The organism is Stenotrophomonas sp. 220_Sma, assembly GCF_056487375.1.
This window is the reverse complement of record NZ_CM151348.1, coordinates 2,629,284-2,645,706: the sequence shown is the minus strand read 5'-3', so window position 1 is coordinate 2,645,706 and position 16,423 is coordinate 2,629,284. Positions and strand designations below refer to the sequence as shown.

Genomic DNA, 16,423 nt, shown 5'->3' with positions numbered 1-16,423 from the left:
ATGGCGTGGCGCCCTTGAAACGAGGATCAGAAATCGATGGTGGCCGACAGCAGGGCAGTGCGTGGCGTACCCAGCCCCGAGCCGAGGCTGCCCGCCCAGTACGCCTTGTTGGTCAGGTTCTGCACGGTGGCGCGCAGTACCAGCGGATGGCCGGCCGCTTGCGTCGCATAGCGGGCACCGAGGTCGAACACGGTGCGGCCCGCCACCCACTGGCTGTTGTCAGCAGTGATGTAGCCCTTGGACAGGCTGACCGCGTTGCCGGTGAGGGTGAGGCCGGCCACGGTCGGCACGTCCCATTCCGCGCCCAGCTTGCCCTGCCATTGCGGTGTGGCCGTCGCCAACCGGCCTTCGTTGATACCGGACTGGGTACGGGTCAGCTTCGGCTGCAGCCAGCCGATGCCGCCCAGCACGCGCAGCTGTTCGGTGGCCTGGCCGAACACAGTCCATTCCACGCCCCGGTTGCGCTGCTGGCCGCCGAACGAGAACACGTTGGTCGCCGGGTCGGTATAGGAGCTGGGCTTTTCGATCTCGTACACGCTCAATGCGCTGGCCAAGCGGCCGAAGTCGAGCTTGGCACCGACCTCGCGCTGGCGGGTCTTGAACGGCGGGAACACGTCGCCCGCGTTGGCGGCGGTTGCCGGGGCGGTGCTGCCCTGGCTCAGGCCTTCGATGTAATTGGCATACAGTGACAGGCGGTCGCTGGCCTTGAACAGCAGTGCACCGGCCGGGGTGTTGGCGCTGGCGTCGTAGCGTGCGGTGCGCTTGCCTGTGCCGCCATCGAAGGTATCGCTGAGCACGGTCTGGTGACGGATGCCCAGGGTCAGCTGCACACGATCATCGATGAAGGACAGCGTATCGGCGATGCCGAAGCTGGTGGTGCGCACTTCCGCGGTCTTCGGCAGCGACGCATCACTGAAGCTGCGGTCGATGGCAGGGCCCCACTGCGGGTTGTAGATATTGGTTACCCAATCGCGGGCCAGCAGGTTGCGCTTGAAGCCGAACTTCTGGTCGTGCTGGTACCAGGCTGCACTGATGGCCAGCGCGTGATCGACCGCGCCGGTGCGGAAACGCGCCGACAATCCGGCTTCGGCGGTGTCCTTGCTGTAGATGAAGCGTTGGTGGGCGAAGTTGTTGCGGAAGTCGCCGGCGGTGTTGGTGATCAGCGTGGTGACACTGGCGATGGAGTCGAAATCGGTATGGCCGTGGCCGTAGCTGGCATGCGCCTGCAGGTAGTCATTGATGTCGAACGACCAGCGCAGTGCGGCGGCCTGGTCCTTGACGGTGCTGAAGGTCCAGTCCGGTGCAAACAGGGTGCTTGCTTTCGGCGGGCGGGGCACGGCCAGGCCGGGCGCCAGCGAGACGCCACGGTTGAGGCCATCCACATGGTCGCGGCTGCTGAACAGGTCCAGCGACACCTGCGAGCGCTCACCACGCCAGTCCAGGCCGAGCGATGCGAGCTGCGTCTTGTGCTGCTGGTGGTCGGTGGCGGTGTCGCCGTCGCGATGCACGGCATTGAGGCGTACGCCGAACTGCTTGTCCGCGCCGAAGCGGCGGCCGACATCCAGGTGACCGCCCCACTGCGCGTCGCTGCCGTAGCTGGCGGTGAAGCGGGTCAGCGGCGTGTCGCCTGCACGCTTGGGTACCACGTTAACCGCACCGCCCACCGAGCCACCGGGCGGCATGCCGTTGAGCAGCGCGGACGGGCCCTTCAGCACTTCGATGCTCTCGGCCAGTTCGGGAGTGACGCGGTAGTAGGGGATCAGCCCGTACAGGCCACCAAAGCCGATATCCGACGAGGCGACACCGAAACCGCGGATGTTGAAGTAGTCGGTGATGCCACCACTGGAGCCACTGTTGTAGACGCTGGGGTCGGTCAGTGCGATGACCCGCACCAGGTCCGGGGCCTGGATGTTGTCGATGAATTCGGCGGTGTAGCGGGTGGTGTTGAACGGCGTGTCCATGAAGTCGCGCTCGCCGAGCAGGCCGACGCGGCTGCCGCGCGTGACCTGGCCACCCGCATAGGCATCGGTGGGAGCGGACTTGTCGGCGCGCACGTTCACCGTGGGCAACTGGCGGGCGCCATCGGGTGCATCGTTGGCGTGCGCGGCGATGGCGATCAACAGGGTGGGCAGCAACGCTGCATGGGCGGCCAGGGACAGCGCCGAGCGGCGTGGGAGGGGCAGGGTTCGCAGGGGGAGGGACATGGCGGTTCTCGTGTGGTGGGTCGTGCGATCGGCCAGCACGGCGCCGTCTGTGACCTGCAGGGGCAGGACGACGCGGGCTGTGGAATGGCTGGCAGAGGGCACGGCACTGCCGGTGTGGCAGTGCTGCACGCGAGGTGCGTGGGCGATCTGTGGCTGGGTGGAACGAAGCGCGGGGCGCGGATACTGCGGGGTGGATCAGATATCGTCGGCGAGGTCGTCGAGGTCCTGCAGGCCACCGCCGCGTGCCAGCACGCGCTCGTAGTTGCGGCGGCGACGCTGGTCGGTCTCGGTGGTGGTCTCGCCACGTTTCCAGTAGCCGGCCACGGCAACGTCGCTGCGTGGCAGGCCGACCGTTTCGATGAAGTGGCGGCGCAGGGCACGCATTTCCTCGCGCTCGCCGGCCGCCCAGACCGTGCTGCCGGGTTCCGGCCGCAGTTGGCGCGCCTGCTGCAGCAACGGCGCGTCACCGGTGGCGAGGCGGAGCACGCGGACACCTTCAATGGCGGGCAGTTCGTCTACCGGGAATGCATCATCCGAGGCGATCCAGGCCTCTGCGCGCAGGTCGGCCGGCCACTGCTGCAGCAATGCAAACAGGGCAGGGATGGCGCTTGGGTCGGCGAACAGGAGGGCGCAGGTGCCCTCGCGCTGCGGTACCTGCAGATGGGGGCGCGGTCCGGTCAGATCGAAGGCATCACCGGGGCGCAGCGCACGTACCCAGGCCAGCATCGGCCCCGGCGCCTCGTGCAGCACTACGTCCAGGGTGAACTGGCGGGTGTTGGGATCGAGGCTGCGCACGGTGTAGATCCGTGACACATCGCCGAACGTGGCGCCGAGCTGGATGCGCACGGCGGTGTTGGCACGCTGCCAGGGCGCGAGTTCTGCATGTTCCGGCAGCTGGACCACGAGGCGCAGCAGGCTGGCGCACGGCTGTGCAACCGCGACCACCTGGACCTGCAGCGCCTGCAGGCCGCGATCATGGTCGGCGCCGCGCAGCGGCCCGGCCGGGGTGATTGAAGTGGGGGACGCGGACATCGACAACGATCCTGGACACTGCAAATGCGAATTAGTTACATCATAGTAAACTAAATTGATCGTGCCGCAACCGGGGCCTGTCCACGGACCGCAGCGACGCGTTGACCACGGCGTCGCTGCGGACCACCATGACAGCCCTTGCCCGCGCACCGCGCAGGAACCGTTACCGCATGGCTGCACCGAAAAAGACCGCTGCCCGTGGGCGACCGCCCACCATCACCCGCGAGCGCATCGCCGACGCCGGCATTGCCATGACGCTGCCGGGGCTGAGCTTCGTGGGCGTGGCGGCGGCGCTGGGGGTCAGCCACATCGCGCTGTACAAGCATGTGGCGAATCTGGCGACACTGCGCGAGCTGGTGGCCGAGGCGATCTTCGAGCGTTGGCAGGCACCGGCACTGGATGCCGCTGGCCGGCGCAGCATCGAGGAGGATCTGCGTGCGTTCCAACGTTCACTGCGGACGCTGGTGGACGGGAATCCGGGCCTGGCGCCGTTCCTGGTCAGCCACGGCGCGAAGACACCGGAGATGCTGGCGCGCATCCAGCGCCACCATGCCGAATTCAGCCGCGTGCATGATCTGCCGCTCGAGCAGGCGGCGTGGCTGCTGTCGACCGTGGCCTATCACGCCGTGGCGTTGGCCGACACCGTGTATTCGCGGCATGCGGTGGTAGATACCACGCGACGCCCGCTGGATCGGAAGGCGCAGGAGGCCGAGTTCGACCGCAGCATGGAAGCGTTGATCATCGGTGCATTGGCGATGTGCGGGCGCACGGCAACGTAGTCGCCAACCTTGGTTGGCACCGTTGCCCCGGTAGTCGCCAACCTTGGTTGGCGCCGCGATACATCGTTGCCCACCAAGGTGGGCGTCTACCGGTCAAGCGGCGTCCTTGCGCTCAGCATCCTCCATGCCGGGGCTGACGCGGCGGCCGATGTCCTTCAGTCGCCAACCTTGGTTGGCGCCGCTATACATCGTTGCCCACCAAGGTGGGCATCTACCGGTCACGCGGCATCCTTGTGCTCCGCATCTTCCATGCCCGGGCTGACTCGCCGGCCGATGTCCTTCAACCGCGCCAGCTGATCCACCATCGACGGTGCATCATCCAGGCTGCCGACGAACGTCCACAGATAGGTCATCACCGCGTACACATGACCCGGCGTCACACCGTCGGTGGTGGCGAGACGGCCGATCGTCAGCGCGAACAGCACCGCTGCCGCTGCGCCAACAACCACGAAGGCACCGGCTTCGCGATCGGAGAGCAGGATGCGCAGCCGCGACAGCGTGGTGTAGTGGCGACGCAGCACCGAAGGACTGACCCGGTCGACCAGGCGGATCTCATGCTCCAGCCGGTTGTTCAGTCGCCCATGCAGCTGCTCGTTGCGGCGTGCGAACGACGGCAGCAGCAACAATGCACCCAGCAGTGCGACCAGGCTTGCAGCGCCCACCAGCGGTTCGATCGCCAGCAGCATCGCTGCCGCACCAAACATTGATACCAGCGCGGTGGCGATGATCGGTACGTGCTTTTCGAAGAAGTCGACGAACTCACGGGCCAGCACAACGCGTGCGGCCGAGGTGGAGGTGGCGTGGCCCAGCCTGCGCTGCGCCTGCACCACGTTCACCGCCAGGTCGGCATAGATGCGGGTGAAGGTACGCGTATCGACCGCACGGCGGGCAGCACCGACCAGCCAGAACAGCAGTACCACGCCGGCGTAGGAGATGGCGTGGCCGATGTTGCCGCGGATGATCGCATCCACCGCGAAGCCGGCAAACAGCGGATACGCCAGCAGCAGCGCATTTTCCAGCGCCACCAGCGAAAAGGTGCCGGTGAGCTGCCACGGATAGGTTCGCAGGATGGCCTTGAGAGTGGCGGCCGCGTTCTGCTGGCCGATGCTGCCGGCGGCGGCCGCCGGATCGTGTGGGGGTTTCATGGGGATGCCTGGGTGGGTCGGAGTCAGGGCAGCGGACGGATGCCTGCCATCTCCCGGATCGCGCCCAGTATCTGCAGCCCTTTGGAGAAGGCATGGAGGGACGATGGAGATTGCGTGGAGAAACCGGCGCCGTTCAGCGATGCGAATGTCCACCAAGGTGGGCCGCTACCAGGGCAGTGTCTACCGCCTCAACGGCGGGCATGCACCGGCCAGCGGATTTCGAAGGCACTGCCACCACGTTCGGTGGCCCGGCATAGCGCTGTTCCGTGATGGGCCACGGCAATCGCACGCACCACGGCCAGGCCAAGCCCGGAGCCACCACTCTGCCGCGAACGCGAGACATCCGTGCGCTGGAAGGCTTCGAAGATGCTGTCGCGAAGGTCGTCCGGCACACCGGGGCCGCCATCTTCCACCGTGACGGTGCAATGGCCTTCTGCCAGCGTCACGTACACCCGCAGCGGGCAGGGAATGGCATGGCGTCGTGCATTCTCCAACAGTGCCAGTACTGCCTGGCGGATGCGTGCAGGATCGCAGTCGGCCAGCGAAGGTCGTGCGTCCAATGTCACCGAGAAACCACTCTCGGTCAGTGCCTCGGACATCGCTTCAACCACCGCGGCCACCTGCACACTGACATCGCTGCGCTGCAGGCGCAGATCCAGGTGGCCACTCTCGGCCAGGCTGACCACGCGCAGGTCCTCGATGATGCGGGTCAGGCCTTCCAGCTGGGTGAGCATGCTGTTGAACTGCTCAGGCCCCGGCTCGAACACGCCTTCGGCGATGCCCTGCAGGCGGCCGCGCAGGATGGTCATCGGCGTGCGCAGTTCATGCGCGATCGCCGCGTTCCAGAACACCCGGTTCTCGGACATCCGGCTCAGCCGTTCTGCCATGGAGTTGAAATCGCTGACCAGCGTGGCCGCTTCGGCCATCGTGGTATCACCACCGCGTGCACGCGCTTCCAGATCGCCACTGGCGACCCGGCGCAGGCTTTCGGCCACCGAGTTCAACGGCGTGATGATGCGCCGGGTCAGGCGCGAGGCGACCAGCTTGGCGAAGATGACGACCACGGTGGCGGTCAATCCGATCCACAGCCATTCCAGCCCGGACGGCATGATCGTTTCCGGCTCGTCATACCAGCGCGGGTAGAACACCTCCATCAGGTAATAGAACAGGTAGAAGCCGCTGATCGACAGCACTGTCGAACACAGCGAGGCCACCGTGATGGACAGCGTGATCTGGCGTCCGATGCTCTTGCCTTTGGGGTTCATCATTCAGTCCAGGAAGCGGTAGCCGACGCCGCGGATGGTGGCGGGAATGCCGATCACGCCGACATCCTCCAGCTTGCGCCGCAGTTTGCTGACATGGCTGTCGACGGTGCGTTCCTGCGCATCGCCTTCGGGCAGGCAGGCATGCAGCAGATCCACCCGCGCATGCACCTGCCGCGGCGCGCGTGCCATATGCACCAGCAGCCGGAACTCGGTGAGGGTGAAGTTCAGCTCGTGCACCTGCTCGCCATGGCGCACGGTCACCTCGTGGCTGCGCAGGTCGATCTCGAAGGGCCCTTGGCGGATCAGTCCGTTGGGCGCTTCGACCAGGGGCCGGGAACTCCGGCGCAGCACGGCCTGGATGCGGGCGACGATCTCGGCCGGATTGAACGGCTTGGCCACGTAGTCGTCGGCGCCCACGCGCAGGCCGGTCAGCTTGTCCACGTCCTGGTCGAGGGCAGTGAGCATGATGACCGGGGTGTTGCCGATCCGTCGCAGTTCGCTCAGCACCTGCCAGCCATCCAGTTTTGGCATCTGCACATCCAGAAGCACCAGGTCCGGACGCAGTTGGCGGTGGCTGGCGAGTGCCGCCTCACCGTCGGCGGCGCGGGCGCTGCGCAGGCCGGAACGGGCCAGGTAGGCACTGAGGATGTCGGCGATTTCGCCCTCATCTTCGGCAATCAGCACCAAGGGTGCCTGTCGGGTACGGAGATCGTGTTTCATTGCGTGCTGCGGGTTCGGGGCAAGGGCGGGCAAGAGCGGGATCTGGGGCAGGGTCATCGTCGGCACTGCATGTCCTGCGCCTCCTCGTTGGCAGCCCAGGCCAGGGTGGCCAGCACCAGCGTGCGCCGCAGACTCGGTTCCACTGCATCTGCGCCGCGCAGCTGCTGCAGCATCAGGGTGGACACCGCCGCCGGCAGCTTGCTCCAACGCGATGCCATGGGAGTGGCATCTACCCGGGCCTGCAGCCGCAAGGCCATGCCCAGGATGGCACGCAGGCGCAGTGCCAGCAGGGCGACGACCACGAGAGTGGCTAGGGCGAGCAGCAGATGCAGGGTGGCGTCGGCGACCGGGTGCGTTGCCGCCCAGACCGCCAGACCAATCAGCGCCAGCGACGCGAGTGCGCCGGAACGGCCAGTGCCACCGGGCCCATCGCTGCGGAACCCTACCAGGGCGGCCGCCCCGAAGCCCGCCAGCAGCGGGGGTAACGGATCCGGCGCGGCCAGCATCCAGCTGGTGGTCGATGCCAACACGACGGCGATCAACCACGGCGAAGGCGCACACCACGCCAGGTAGGCACGGCGCACATCGATGGGTGGCAGGTCTGGATGGGAAAGGGACACGGCAGGCGGGCAGTCGGCGAGGCCGACGAGGCTAGCGACCGTTGATGGAGACTCGGTCGAGATTGTGTCGAGATTGCGTGGACGCAGGCCGCAGCATTCAGGCGCGGGGCTGGTGCCTGAACGGCTGCCGCGCCTCCATGCAATCTCCACAGTGGCTCCAAGAAACGTCCATCCGCGGCTTCCAGACTGCGGTTTCGGCGGTCGCACTGGGCGACTGCACGCAGCCGGGCGTTTCGATGAGCAACCGCAGGACCTGGATCATTGCCGCTACGGTGGCCACATTGGCCGCCGGCGCTGGATGGTGGGCGTTTGCCGGCGGCGATGATGCCGCGCTGATCACCGCACCGGCAAGGGTGGCGGATCTGGAGAAGACCGTACAGGCGGTCGGCCGGGTCCATCCCAAGGAGCTGGTGGCGGTGGGTGCGCAGGTGTCCGGCCAGGTCAAGCGCCTGCATGTGGTGCTGGGCCAGCGCGTACAGGCCGGTGACCTGATCGCCGAGGTCGATTCGCAGCCGCAGCGTATCGCGCTGCGCAGTGCCGAGGCGGCCACCAACACGCTGCGCGCCCAGCATGCCGCCAGCCAGGCCCGCTATGCGCAGGCCAGTCGTGCTTACCAGCGGCAGTCGCAGCTGGTGGCGTCGCGCCTGGTGTCACAGGAAGGTTTCGAAGCCGCACGCGTGGCGCGCGATGCGGCACGCTCAGAGGTGGCCGCGCTGCAGGCGCAGATCGACCAGGCCGTGACCCAGGTCGAAACCGCACGGATCAACCTGGGCTATACCCGCATTGTTTCGCCCAGCGACGGTTACATCGTGGCCATCGTTACCAAGGCCGGGCAGACGTTGAACTCGATGCAGACCACGCCGACCATCGTAATGCTGGCGCAGATGGATACGATGACCGTGCGCGCCGAGATCGCCGAGGCTGATGTCGAGCTGGTGGCACCGGGACAACCGCTGTGGTTCTCGACATTGGGGCCGAGCGGCCGCCGCTATGAATCCCACCTGCAGCAGCTGGAACCGGCGCCGTCCTCGATTGCCGACGTCGCCACCGGCAATGCGGGTGGCTCTGCGCAGACGCCGAAGGCGGTGTACTACGCCGGCCTGTTCGACGTGGCCAATCCCGGCCTGAAGCTGAAGCCCTCGATGACGGTGAAGGTGACCCTGCAGCTGGCGCGGGTCGCCAACGCGCTGCAGGTGCCATTGACGGCGCTGGTCGATTCGGATGGCAAGGACGGCAGCCGTGGAACCGTGCGCGTGGTGGACACCAAGGGCCGCCCCCAGCAGCGTGCGGTGACGACCGGCCTGCGCACCGCCACCGCCGTGCAGATCCTGTCCGGCCTGCGCGAGGGCGAGAACGTGGTGGTCGGCCAGGCGCCCAGCGGCGGCGAATTCGAACCAACCAGCCTGCTGGGGATGTGAGCATGGCCGACGCACTGCTGGAACTGCATGGCGTATCGCGCGCCTATCGCTCCGCCGCCGGCGAGGTGGTGGTGCTGAAGGACGTTTCGCTGCGCATCGATGCCGGCGAGTTCATCGCCATCATCGGCCCCTCGGGCTCGGGCAAGTCCACGCTGATGAACATCCTTGGCTGCCTGGACCGGCCGACCGAGGGCAGCTATCGGGTGAACGGCGAGGCCACCGAGCAGATGGCGCCGGACGCGCTGGCACGCCTGCGCCGCGAGCATTTCGGCTTCATCTTCCAGCGCTACAACCTGATGGAGAACCTGAGTGCCACCGAGAACGTGGCGCTGCCGGCAGTCTATGCCGGCGTGGAGGCGGACGTGCGCACTGCCCGTGCACGCACGCTGCTGGAAACGCTGGGGCTGGGCGAACGCATGGCGAACCGGCCGAGCCAGCTTTCCGGCGGCCAGCAGCAGCGCGTGTCCATTGCCCGTTCGCTGATGAACGGCGGCGCGATCGTGCTGGCCGATGAACCCACCGGCGCGCTCGATCACGCCAGTGGTCAGCAGGTGATGGCCGAGCTGAAGCGCCTGCATGCACAGGGCCACACGGTGATCCTGGTGACACACGATGCGGCGATTGCCGCCAACGCGGCGCGGGTGATCGAGATCGCCGACGGCCGGGTGGTGACCGACCGCGGCGAGCGGGGATCGCGTGCTGTGGCTGAAACACCCGGGACCGAACGCGGCGTATCGCCGGTCACCGAGCGCCGCGCACGCATGGATGCGATTCGCGAAGCCGCGCGCATGGCCGTGCGCTCGATGCTGGCCCATCGCCTGCGCACGCTGCTGACCATGCTTGGGATCATCATCGGCGTAGCGGCCGTGGTGACCGTGGTTGCGCTGGGCAAGGGTGCACAGGCGCAGGTTGAATCACAGATCAACGAACTGGGCGCCAGTACGCTGGAGATCTTCCCGGGCTCGGATTTCGGTGACCCGCGCTCGGCGGAGATCGAGACGCTGGTGGTGGGCGATGCGGACCATCTTGCGGCGTTGAGTTACGTGGACAGCGTAAGCCCGAACCTGAGCGGATCGGTGGCAGCGCTGCAGGGCAACCGGCGCGCCAACACCCAGGTGCTGGGCGTAGGCGCCGACATGCCGCGCGTGCGTGGGCTGCGGCTGAAGGCCGGCCGCTTCTTCACCGACGCCGAAGTGGATGCGCATCGCGCAGTGGGTGTGGTCGACCAGAAGGCCGCCAAAGCGCTGTTCAGCGGCAACCCGATTGGCAGCACGGTGCTGCTGGGCGGCATGCCGGTGGAGGTGATCGGTGTGGTCGGGGCCAATGCGTTCGCTGGCGGTGCAACCCCGACGGTCTACGTGCCGTATACCTCGGCGGCCTCGCGGCTGCTGGGCAGCGAGCGCCTGGAGAGCATCACGGTGCGTGTGCGCGACGACGTGCCCACCAACGCCGCCGAGGCCTCGCTGGGGGCCGAACTGGAGCGGTTGCATGGCCGTCGTGACTTCTTCATCTACAACGCCGACCAGATCCGCAAGGCGGTGATGAAGTCCAGCCAGACCATGGCAGCGTTGGTTTCGGCCATCGCAGCAGTGGCGCTGGTGGTCGGCGGGGTGGGGGTGATGAACATCATGCTGGTCTCGGTGAAGGAGCGCGTGCGCGAGATCGGCGTGCGGCTGGCGGTGGGCGCGCGGCAGGGCGACATCCTGCGCCAGTTCCTGATCGAGGCCGTGCTGATCTGCCTGTTCGGTGGCGTGCTGGGGGTGCTGTTCGCGTTCGGGGTGGGTGCGCTGTCCAGCCTGCTGTCGCTGGGTGTGCCGTTCCTGTTCACGGCGGGCCCGGTGCTTGCCGCGCTGGCGTGCTCGTCTGCGATCGGGCTTGGCTTCGGCTACTTCCCGGCGCGCAGCGCGGCACAACTGGATCCGATCCAGGCGCTGGCAGCGGAGTAGGCGCAGGCCCGGTGCGGGCATTTGTGGAGCCGAAGGCAACGGCAGGAGCCGTTGCCTTTGGCTCCACAGGAGCAGCCTCAGGATGAGGGGCGCGGATGCGTGCGCACGCGTGCACGCTCGCGATACAGACGGCTGTCGGCGCGCTGCAGGGTGTCGGCCACCGTCTCGCCGGGTGCGTGGTGGGTCGCGCCCAGCGAGAAGGGCGTGGGTGACTGCCCGGCATGCTGCGCATACCACTGCTCCAGCGCGGCCAGCCGTCCCGGTTCCGGTGCAGTCAGCACCACCATGAACTCGTCGCCACCCATACGCACTACGCTTTCCATTGACCCCAGTGGAGCGCGCAGGAAGGCGGCGAACTCGACCAGCACCGTGTCACCCCGTGCATGGCCCTGGGTGTCGTTGATCTGCTTGAAATGATCCAGATCGAACATCAGGCAGGCCCAAGGCTGGTCGATCAGTTCGTCCAGGCGGGGCAGGAAGCGGCGGTTGTAGCTCTGGGTGAGGGGATCCTTGAAGGACATCTCGCGCAACTGCTGTTCCTGCATCCGCAGTGCGGTGACGTCCTGCGCATGGCCGAGCACGTAGGGTGGGGTGGCCTCGTTGTCGAGCACGTTGTGATACGCCCAGAAATGCCGGGTACCATCGGCGGCGATCAGCTCGATGACGCCGGCATCGGTGTGGTTGACTGCGATGCGTTCCAGATACGCCTTGAACGCGGCCCGCTTCTCCGGCGGCATCAGGTCGCACAAGCTGCGCCCGATCATGTAGCTCTCATCGAAGCCCAGTGACTGCACGGCCGCTGGGTTCACAGAGGTCAGCACGCCCTCCAGCGTGTGGGTGCAGATCAGGCCAAGGCTGTAGTGGAACAACCGCCGGTAGCGGGTTTCGCTTGCTTCCAGTGCATCCAGCGCGGCGCGCTCCTCGGTGATGTCCTGTATGGCCCCGACCAGCCGCGGCCGGCCATCGACCTGCTGCCGGCCTCCAACCACGCGGGTCCAGATGGCTCGTCCGTCGGCGGTGGTCATCGGCAGCTGCACCTCCCACGACGTGCCTTCATCGATGCAACGCTGCACCGCCGTGCGGATGATGTTTCGGCTGTCCTCGCGATAGAACGAGAGCGCAGTTTCGAGCGTCGGTTCGAAGTTGCTGCGCACGCCGTGGATCTGCTTGGTTTCGCGGGTCCAGCGGACCTCGTTGCTGACCAGGTCCATTTCCCAGCCACCCACCCGGGCCGCGCGGTTCGTGCGCTCCAGGAAGTCCTCGCTGCGCTTCAGCTCACGATGCAGGGCCTTGGCCTGGCCGACCTGGGCCATCAGCGTGCTGCGCTGCTCCAGCACCTGGGTGGTGACCCGGGCCAGATGCACCATCAATTCGCGCTGCGAGGGAGACAGAACGCCCGGCATCGGGTCGAGCAGGCACAGTGTTCCGATGCGTGCGCCGTGCGCCGAGCCGAGTGAGATGCCTGCGTAATGGCGGATGCGTGGACCAGCGGTGACCAGCGGATTGCTGGCGAAGCGCGGGTCCTGGCGCGCGTCGGGAATCTCGAACAGCGTGTCCTGCTGGATGGCATGGGTGCAGAACGAAATCTCGCGTGCGGTCTCGCTGACGCCTTCCAGCCCGATGTTGGCCTTGAACCACTGCCGCTCGTCGGCCACTACCGAGATCAGCCCCATGGTCATGCCGGTGGCGGCACGGGCGGCGGCGACGATCGCATCGAAAACAGGCTCTGGCGGCGTGTCGAGCAGGTGCAGGCGGTCGAGTTCAAGCAGTCGTTCGGCTTCGTCCATGGCGCTTTTCAGGGCAGGGTGGCGAGGGCGGCTTCGGCGGCTGTCGGGCACTACGCTAGTGCGTACCGCGTTATGTATCGCCAGCGTCGGGTGATGCCGGTGTGACGCGTTGGCATCAGCGCTTCGGTGGGCCGCACGTGGGTCGAGCCAAAACGTGACGGCGGTCGCGGACATGCAGCGCGTGTCGAACGACGGGGTAACGACGGGGTAGTGCCGGCCGCTTGCCGGCAACCTCATGACATCCGGGTCATTGCAGATGCCGGCCAGCGGCCGGCACTACCGGTCGATTGGCCGGCAGGCGACGCAACGCGCAACGCACGCATCACGGGGCGTTCCGCCAGCAGCCGCAATGGTGGGCCGCATAGGCTGGGTAGTGCCGGCCGCTGGCCGGCAACTTCGTGACGCCGGGGTACTGCAGATGCCGGCCAGCGACCGGCACTACTCCATCACACGACCAATCGTATCGGCCAGCAGCGCCCGCACCCGTTCCGGCGGCAGGTCGGGATCGCGCACGGCGCGCATCGCCAGACCTTCCACCAGCAGCCGCAGCAGCAGGGTTCGGCTGGCAATCCGCTCTTCGTCCACGGCGCGGCCCAGATTGACGTCACGCTGGCGCAGCCAGGCATGGATCGCGGCGCTGGTCTGCTTGTCATGGGTACGCAGCACCTCGGCCAGCACGGGGTCGCGGTGTGCCTCGGCGTTGATTTCCGCATACAGCGCTACGCTGGCAATGGCATTGCCGTGAATCGGCAGCACCTCGCCGCGTGCCCATTGCTGGTAGCACTCCAGCAGCCCATCAATCAGATCGGACGCCACCGGCATCTCGCTGATCGAGGCCTGGTCGTGGCGCAGCTGGCGCTCGATCAGGGCCAGGATCAGGGCGCGCTTGTTGGCGAAATAGCGGTACATCAGCCCCTGGCTGATCTCGGCCTCGGCAGCGATATCGCCGATCGATCCGGCATGGAAACCACGGGTAATGAAGCATTTCTGGGCGGCATCGAGGATGCGTCGGCGTTGGGCCTCGGCATGGGCGGCAGCGGGGCCTTCGGTGGCAGGTACTACGGCGGGTTTCGGCGTCATTGCGTGAAGTCGGGGCGTCCAGAGGCGGGATAGTACGTCACAAAAGGTGTGAATGAACGGTCATTCATTTGTAATTCCCGCCTCCCAGACTGCGCCGGCCTTCTCCTTCCGCGAATGAGTCCGATGCGCCACGCCCTGCTGCACCGCCCGCTGCTCACCCTCGCCATTGCCGCCGCACTGCCGGCGCTGGCCCATGCCGAAGACAGTCCCAGTGCCGACGCCGAGGCATCCTCCGAGGCCGCGCGCACTGTCGTTGCCCTCGACCAGGTGATGGTGACCGCGCAGAAACGCGCCACCAACCTGCAGGAGACCCCGATCTCGGTATCGGTGGTCGATGCCGAAGCGCTGAAGGACCGCAGCGCGATTTCGCTGGGCAGCCTGTCCGATGGCTCCATCCCGTCGCTGCGGGTCACGCCGTTCGCTACCCGCAGTTCGGCGCTGAACATCGGCATCCGTGGCATCGGCGCCTCCGGCGACGCCAACCAGCCGGCCCGCGACGCCGGCGTCGGTATCTACGTCGACGGGGTGTTCATGGGCCGCGCACAGGGCCTGGGCAGCATGCTCTACGACGTGGAGCGTATTGAAGTGTTGAAGGGCCCGCAGGGCACGCTGTTCGGCCGCAATACCGAAGGCGGCGCAGTGAGCATCGTGACCAAGGCGCCGACCGGCGAGTTTGGCGGCAACGTCAGCGCGGGCGTGTCCAACTTCAGCGGCTACAACAGTGCGCTGCACCTGGATCTGCCCAGGGTGGGCGATGTCAGCTTCAAGATCGACGCCGTGCAGGCCAAGCGTGGCGGCACCACCGACAACCCGATGCGCGGCGAGCGCGACTTCAACAGTTACGACAAGCGCGGCGCCCGCCTGAGCGCGCTGTGGCAGCCGAGCGATGACTTCTCGCTGCTGTACGCGTTCGATCGCTCCTACGACGCCACCACGCCGTACCACACCCAGGTGCTGGTGCCGGGCGCGTACCTCAGCCCGTTGCAGAAGGCCGGTGCCAGCCTGGATCGCCGCGACAGCGCGATCCTCGGTGGACCGCAGGAAGACAACATCGGGCGTACCAGCGGCCATCTGTTGAACCTGTCGTGGACGCTGAATGACAACCTGGAGCTGAAGTCGATCAGCTCATACCGTGAACTCACCCAGGGCCAGTTCGACATGGGCCTGGTCGATGCGATTTCCGCTTACGGTGGTGCAGGGACGCCGTTCGGTCGTTACAGCCTGGCGCAGGTCTACCAGCACCAGTACAGCCAGGAATTCCAGCTGATCGGCAATACCTCGCAGGTGCAGTTCCTCGGTGGCGCGTTCTACTACCACGAGACCGCCGGTGACAATGCGCAGACCCCGAACATGCTGGTCTGGGGGCCGGGTGGCAACAGCTACACCGTGAATCCGGCGACCGACCCGCTGGATCTCTCGCGGGTACGCATCGACCGCGCCAGCAAGGCCTGGACCGACAGCCTGGGCGTCTTCGGCCAGGCCACGTGGACCCCGGAAGCGATGCAGCGGCTGCACCTGACAGCGGGTGGCCGTTATACCCGCGATGACAAGAAGGGCAGCCTGTACATCGTCAATGGTGCGGCGACCAACCTTGCGGTCAAGGATCGCTGGAGCCGTTTCGACCCGATGGTCAATATCGCCTACGACCTCGGCGAGCACGCGATGGTCTATGCCAAGTACAGCACCGGCTTCAAGGCCGGCGGTGCCAACTCGCGCTCGACCAACTACAGCGCGTTCGGTCCTGAAGAAGTGACGGCCTATGAGCTGGGCTTCAAATCGCAGTTCTGGGACAACCGCGCGCGCCTGAACCTGGCGGTGTTCGATTCGACCATCGCGCACAAACAAATGGACTTCTCGCTGCCGTTCGACCCGAACAGTGGCGAGACCCGCACCACCATGGTCACCACCAATGCATTGAGCGATGGCAAGTCGCGCGGCGCGGAGCTGGAGTTCAACGTGATGCCGGTGGACAACCTCACTCTCGGCCTCAACTACGCCTATACGAAGATCGACGCGCAGACCGCGACGGACCCGTTCGGTGCAGGGGTGCAGGTAACGGTCCAGCCGCTGCTGGCGCCGAAGAACGCCGGAAGCCTGTCGGTCGACTACCTGGTGCCGTTCGCGAACCTCTCGGCACTGAAGCTCCATGTGGACGGCAACTGGTCCGATGGCTACTACACCAGCGAGTACGACCAGATGCTGACCGACAGCTCATTCGTAGTGAACGCACGGGTGGCGCTGGTGGATGTGCCGGTCAACAGCACTGGCACCACCATGTCGTTCTCGTTGTGGGCACGCAACCTGCTCGATGAGCAGCACCTGTTCTACAAGATCAACAGCGCGGCGCTGGGCCAGAGCGGCATCTTCAACGACCCGCGTACCTTCGGCCTGGAAATGGCCGTCAACTTCTGATTCGAACGGAGAATT

At 66.6% G+C, this 16,423-nt stretch carries 12 protein-coding genes; 4 read left to right on the top strand and 8 right to left on the bottom strand.

The window, feature by feature from the left end; all coding sequences use genetic code 11:
- Nucleotides 1-26: 26 nt before the first annotated feature.
- Complete coding sequence (locus ACZLIB_RS12370; RefSeq protein WP_478467738.1) at nucleotides 27-2,204, bottom strand: TonB-dependent receptor; 2,178 nt, start codon at nucleotides 2,202-2,204, stop codon at nucleotides 27-29.
- Between the two features lie 195 nt (nucleotides 2,205-2,399).
- Nucleotides 2,400-3,236, bottom strand: coding sequence for a siderophore-interacting protein (locus tag ACZLIB_RS12365; protein WP_336683560.1), 837 nt, complete (start codon nucleotides 3,234-3,236; stop codon nucleotides 2,400-2,402).
- A 170-nt stretch (nucleotides 3,237-3,406) separates the two neighbouring features.
- Here ACZLIB_RS12365 and ACZLIB_RS12360 point away from each other — a divergent pair, with 170 nt between their 5' ends.
- On the top strand, nucleotides 3,407-4,015 hold the full coding sequence (locus ACZLIB_RS12360; RefSeq protein ID WP_478467736.1) for a TetR/AcrR family transcriptional regulator: 609 nt from the start codon (nucleotides 3,407-3,409) through the stop codon (nucleotides 4,013-4,015).
- A gap of 218 nt (nucleotides 4,016-4,233) precedes the next feature.
- Here the strand turns inward: ACZLIB_RS12360 and ACZLIB_RS12355 are convergent, their stop codons facing one another.
- The 4 genes from ACZLIB_RS12355 to ACZLIB_RS12340 all read right to left on the bottom strand — a co-directional run bounded on the left by ACZLIB_RS12355 (nucleotide 4,234) and on the right by ACZLIB_RS12340 (nucleotide 7,765).
- A complete protein-coding gene (locus ACZLIB_RS12355) occupies nucleotides 4,234-5,160 on the bottom strand; it encodes an ABC transporter six-transmembrane domain-containing protein (protein ID WP_478467735.1) in 927 nt (308 codons plus the stop codon).
- Nucleotides 5,161-5,348: 188 nt separating this feature from the next.
- Complete coding sequence (locus tag ACZLIB_RS12350) at nucleotides 5,349-6,425, bottom strand: ATP-binding protein (RefSeq protein ID WP_478467734.1); 1,077 nt, start codon at nucleotides 6,423-6,425, stop codon at nucleotides 5,349-5,351.
- Nucleotides 6,426-6,428: 3 nt separating this feature from the next.
- Nucleotides 6,429-7,145: a response regulator gene (locus tag ACZLIB_RS12345; protein WP_132810195.1), complete on the bottom strand. Its 717-nt coding sequence runs from the start codon at nucleotides 7,143-7,145 to the stop codon at nucleotides 6,429-6,431.
- 53 nt (nucleotides 7,146-7,198) lie between these two features.
- The gene (locus ACZLIB_RS12340) at nucleotides 7,199-7,765 is read right to left on the bottom strand and encodes a hypothetical protein (RefSeq protein ID WP_478467733.1); all 567 of its coding nucleotides are present in this window, start codon (nucleotides 7,763-7,765) and stop codon (nucleotides 7,199-7,201) included.
- A 236-nt stretch (nucleotides 7,766-8,001) separates the two neighbouring features.
- On the opposite strand from ACZLIB_RS12340, the gene ACZLIB_RS12335 reads away from it, so the two are divergent.
- On the top strand, nucleotides 8,002-9,183 hold the full coding sequence (locus tag ACZLIB_RS12335; protein WP_478467732.1) for an efflux RND transporter periplasmic adaptor subunit: 1,182 nt from the start codon (nucleotides 8,002-8,004) through the stop codon (nucleotides 9,181-9,183).
- A gap of 2 nt (nucleotides 9,184-9,185) precedes the next feature.
- Nucleotides 9,186-11,129 carry a MacB family efflux pump subunit gene (locus tag ACZLIB_RS12330; protein WP_164079492.1) on the top strand — a complete coding sequence of 648 codons (1,944 nt, stop codon included), beginning with the start codon at nucleotides 9,186-9,188 and terminating at the stop codon, nucleotides 11,127-11,129.
- Nucleotides 11,130-11,206: 77 nt separating this feature from the next.
- On the opposite strand, the gene ACZLIB_RS12325 is transcribed toward ACZLIB_RS12330, so the two are convergent.
- Both ACZLIB_RS12325 and ACZLIB_RS12320 read right to left on the bottom strand, forming a co-directional pair.
- Nucleotides 11,207-12,916, bottom strand: coding sequence for a sensor domain-containing diguanylate cyclase (locus tag ACZLIB_RS12325; RefSeq protein ID WP_478467731.1), 1,710 nt, complete (start codon nucleotides 12,914-12,916; stop codon nucleotides 11,207-11,209).
- A 438-nt stretch (nucleotides 12,917-13,354) separates the two neighbouring features.
- The gene (locus tag ACZLIB_RS12320) at nucleotides 13,355-13,996 is read right to left on the bottom strand and encodes a TetR/AcrR family transcriptional regulator (RefSeq protein WP_478467730.1); all 642 of its coding nucleotides are present in this window, start codon (nucleotides 13,994-13,996) and stop codon (nucleotides 13,355-13,357) included.
- A 123-nt stretch (nucleotides 13,997-14,119) separates the two neighbouring features.
- Between ACZLIB_RS12320 and ACZLIB_RS12315 the strand changes: the two genes are divergently transcribed.
- Nucleotides 14,120-16,408, top strand: coding sequence for a TonB-dependent receptor (locus tag ACZLIB_RS12315; RefSeq protein WP_478467729.1), 2,289 nt, complete (start codon nucleotides 14,120-14,122; stop codon nucleotides 16,406-16,408).
- Nucleotides 16,409-16,423: the final 15 nt, after the last annotated feature.